The organism is uncultured Fretibacterium sp. (assembly GCF_963544685.1).
GTDB lineage: Bacteria > Synergistota > Synergistia > Synergistales > Aminobacteriaceae > CAJPSE01.
In genome coordinates this window covers 1-4,053 of sequence record NZ_CAUUGJ010000158.1, presented here as the reverse complement: position 1 = coordinate 4,053, position 4,053 = coordinate 1, and the positions used below count along the sequence as shown (strand labels likewise).

At 56.6% G+C, this 4,053-nt stretch carries 3 protein-coding genes; 2 read left to right on the top strand and 1 reads right to left on the bottom strand.

All coding sequences use genetic code 11. From position 1 onward, the window contains the following. The coding region (locus ABLA28_RS10775) for a calcium-binding protein (protein WP_347713668.1) at positions 1-616 on the top strand (616 nt) is incomplete at its 5' end. Between the two features lie 9 nt (positions 617-625). Beyond that, positions 626-2,053, top strand: coding sequence for a TolC family protein (locus ABLA28_RS10770; RefSeq protein WP_347713667.1), 1,428 nt, complete (start codon positions 626-628; stop codon positions 2,051-2,053). A gap of 70 nt (positions 2,054-2,123) precedes the next feature. Here ABLA28_RS10770 and ABLA28_RS10765 read toward each other — a convergent pair whose 3' ends face one another. After that, positions 2,124-3,344 carry a tyrosine-type recombinase/integrase gene (locus tag ABLA28_RS10765; protein ID WP_347713666.1) on the bottom strand — a complete coding sequence of 407 codons (1,221 nt, stop codon included), beginning with the start codon at positions 3,342-3,344 and terminating at the stop codon, positions 2,124-2,126. Positions 3,345-4,053: the final 709 nt, after the last annotated feature.

The following is a 4,053-nucleotide window of genomic DNA, read 5'->3' as shown; positions in this document are numbered from 1 at the left end:
GGGTAACGACGTGACGTTTTCGCTGAAGGACGGGACGGGGAGCGTCAGGGTCCAGGACCACTTCTATAATGACTCCTACAAGCTGGACGAGGTGGAGTTTTCGGACGGCACGAAGTGGAGCGCCGGGGATGTGGCGTCCCGAACGGTGGCCTATGAACCGAACACGAATGCAGCGGCTTCCGCCGAACCGGCAAGAGCTCCTGCAGCTCCGGAGGCATTTTCCGCCGTGTCGCCTTTCTCTGCGATGTCTGGAGCCGAGGCAGGGGTGCTCTCGGAAGCCGAAGCCGAGGAGTCCCTCGCTGCCCTCTCCACGCCGTCGTTCATGTCCTCACTGGATCATGATGACATAGAGGGGCTTGGTGGCGGGACTTCCTTGGCGTCCGTGTTGCCCGATTCGTTGGCGCCCGTGGATTCCGAGACCGCACGACTGGGCATGGACGTCGCTCTGGCGGGGCTGAGTTTCGAGGCGCCGGGTTCCGGCCAGGTCTGCGATGCCCTTTTGTCCGCTTCCTCCGGAGTGGGGGCCGTGAATCTCTCCGTAGCGTCGGAGGCGAGCTTGGAGAAGCATTTCGAGGATGGCGCTCGGTGCGACGAATTGCCCAAGAGCGTGGCATAGAGATTTGCCATGGATGATGCGGTAGCGGGGCCTATCCGCTCCGGGGAGAATACGAACGGAAAGGCGGGGCCATCCGGCCCCGCTCCCTCCGCTTCCAGGATTTTGAGGAGAGTCCTTCGGGTACTCCTCGAAACGTCTTTGCTCTTATTGGGGCTCGTGCCCGTTGTCCTGGAAGCCTCGTGGGCCGGGGAGCCCGGTCTTTTTCATGAAAAAAATGCCGAGTCCTTCGGCGATGAACGGCTGTTCGGAATCCTTGAAAACGCATTGAAGAGCAACCCCAACATTGCTGCGGCCGTGGAGAAAGTGGTACAGGCGCGGGAGGACGTGCGTAGCGCGATATCTGCGATGGGCCCGGCCGTCGGCGTCGGAGCTTCGGCCCGACATGAGCCCGATAGGAATGTCTACAACGCCTCGCTGAACCTGGTTCAAACCCTTTATGCCGGAGGCAGCCTGAGGGCGAACCGGCGTGCGTCGGAGCTGGCGCTATCGGCCGTGGAGTCGGAAAGCCTCAGGACCTATCAGGAGACCATGAACGAGGTCCGTTTACGTTATTATGATTGCCTGCGGGCCGGGGCGAAGGTTAGGGTGGCCGACGAGGCGCTGAAACTCGCCGAAGAGCACAAGCGCTATTCCGAGAGGCTTTATGGAAAAGGGATGATCCCAAAAGGGGATGTGCTTCATGTGGAAGTTTCCGTCAATCAGAGCAAACTCGAGCTGGTCTCTGCAAGGGGCGACTTCGATGTAAGCTGGGTCGCACTGGAGCATGCGGTGGGCTCAAAGCTGCAGAAAGGCGACATCCTGGACGCTTTGGAGACGGGCGACGAACCTGTTCCTCCAGCTGGCGAGATCTCCGACGACATTGTCGCCGTGGCTTTGGCACGGCGCCCCGAGCTGAATGCCTACCGTTTTTACGGGGAACGGGCCGCCCAGCTCGTCAAGGCCGCGTCGGGGCAGCGGCAGCCGAAGGTGACTCTGTCCGGACGTTTGAATTCGGACCATGACGATCGGTCCTGGGCCGATGATCGCTGGTATGTCCAACTTGAAGTGCAGTGGGCATTGTACGACGGAGGGGCTGGAGCGGCGGCCGTCCGGAAAGCGAAGGCGGCGGCGCGAGAGCTGTTGTATGTCCTGGAGAACCTTTCGTCCCAAGTGAGACAAGAGACGGTTCAGGCGGAGATAAGGCTGCGCTCGGCCCGGGAGCGTTTCGAGTTGGCGAGAGAACAGGCGGCGACGTCAGAGGAGGACTATCGGATGGCTTTTCGCCGTTACGAGGCCCGATTGGGTTCGAACATCGACGTTCTGGATGCAAAACGGGCGTTGGTCCGAAGCCGCACCGAGTATGTCGATGCGGTCTACGACATCGCCGCGGCCTGGTCCAATCTGGTCTACGCAACGGGCGGGGACCTCCCACCGGAGTCGTTTTTCCCGAGACGGTAGCCGCAATCAGCCGTGACGATAATCTGCGCACCAGCGATTTCTCGACCGGCGAGGCCGGGGGATGGTCCGTTCAGAGTATCTCCACGGCACGAAGTTTGTTGTCCGGGGCAAGATGAGCGTACCGAAGCGTCATTTTCAGGTCGGAATGTCCCATCAACTCGCGGACCGTATTCAAATCGATGCCTTTCATGACGAGTTGGCTTGCGAAGTCGTGCCTCATATCATGCCATCTGAAATTCTCTATCCCGGCATCGCGAAGGACGGCAAGCCATGCTTTCTTTACATTGTTCAGCATTTTTCCGCTGACGGGAGAAGGAAAAACAAGCGAGTCGGCGGCGACTTTCTTCGATTGCCGACGCCAAGCCTGAAGAGCGGCAATGACTTTGGAGTTCATCGGCAGGTCATGGTTTTTGCCGGTCTTCGAGGCAGCGGCACGCAATCTCAGAGTTTTTGTGTCAAAGTCGATGTCTCCCCATCGGAGCGCGAACAAGTTGCCTTGTCTCATGCCGGTATACAGCGATATCAGGATCATGGGCTTGAGGTGATCCGCAAACTCTCCATCAAGTTCCGGCATGAGAGCCTGGCCTCTTTCGGCGAGCCAGCGGTTGTGGCTTTGACGCCCCGAGCGCATCTTCTTTTCCCTTTCATCGAGGGCCGACATGAGCCGCATGCGCTCTTCGTCGGTAAGATACCGCACCTTGACGTCGGAGTCGTGTTCCGGCAGCTTCTCCAAACGAGCCAGGGGATTGGATTCAAGATATTCCCGCTTTACGCCCCAATTGAGAGCGGCCTTCAGTGCTGCCAACCGACGATTGCAGGTTGCAGCTTTAGTTCCTGAGGCCATTTTCTCGTGTCTCCATTTCTCCATCGTTTTTATGCTGAGCTCTCCGATAGGTTTATCGAGAAATTGCCGAAAAGCGGAACGCAAGAGGTAGAGCGTTTTCCCTCCGCTCTTTCTCTCCGCCGTTGCCCAGGGAGCATAGTGAGATTCTAAAAAAACATCAAGCGACATTGTGGGGGGACGCTTTTTCTTTTGAAGTACTTCACCTCGTATGAGGCGCGCTGTGAAGTCCAGTGCCATGTCTCGGGCTTGAGCGACAGTAAGGGCTTCAGCGGACCCCAGTTTGTGGTTTGTATAGGTGTTTTTTTCGTCACGGTAGCCGACATACCAGATCTTTCTATGTGTACCGACATAAAGACGCAGCTTGGGGCACCCTGCATCAGTAATCCAATAAGGAGCGTCGGGCGGCTTGATGGAGTTGACATATAATTGGGTGAGGCGAGTTTTCATGGTCATCGTCTCCTCGAAAATTTTACAGCATATTTACAGCAAAAAAATTATAAGGGCTGGAGAAAAATAGAACAAGAGGGAAAAGATTATCAAGAAAAAGCTCAGTTGTATAAAAGCATTAGTACTGAAATCTTCGATATGGCAACATCGGATGAAATTTATGGAATAGCACTCCTAAGCCGTAGGTCGGCAGTTCGAGTCTGCCCAAGCTCGCCATACAGACATTGCAGGGATTGACAGATTTCATCCCTTGAAGCGCTCCGCCACAAGCAAGCCGTGTTTCCGGTGCTTTTTTCGGCATTTTTCCCCTCAGCAATCCTTTAATTATTGCGTCCGGGTGACGGTACTCGCCCCTCGGTTGAACGATTCAATGCTCTCCGGCCGAAATTCGGCAGCCGTTCCATCACTACGGCACACAAAATATGTCCGCCTCTTGCTCTTGGGGGGTGAAACCGTACCGCGTTTTTCCGCCCACCTGTCGTTATAGACAATGGCCTCCTCCACAAATTGCTGTTCCAGGCTCCCTCCGGCTTCCAATGATCCTCCTTGCATTTCGTTCCCACCCGGTAGTTTGCTTCCCCCCCTCCAAGGAAGGGTTCAAGGCGCTTCCAGCATCGCCGCGTCCAGGGTCGGGATACGGTTCCCACCCCACAGAGACCTGCTAGAAAAAGTCAAGGGTTTAGTTGAGAAATGGCAGCAGGGGGTAAAA

Coding starts and splice junctions, on each gene's coding strand:
- ABLA28_RS10765 (WP_347713666.1), bottom strand. CDS start 3,344: ATGAAAACTCGCCTCACCCAATTATATGTCAACTCCATCAAGCCGCCC.
- ABLA28_RS10770 (WP_347713667.1), top strand. CDS start 626: ATGGATGATGCGGTAGCGGGGCCTATCCGCTCCGGGGAGAATACGAAC.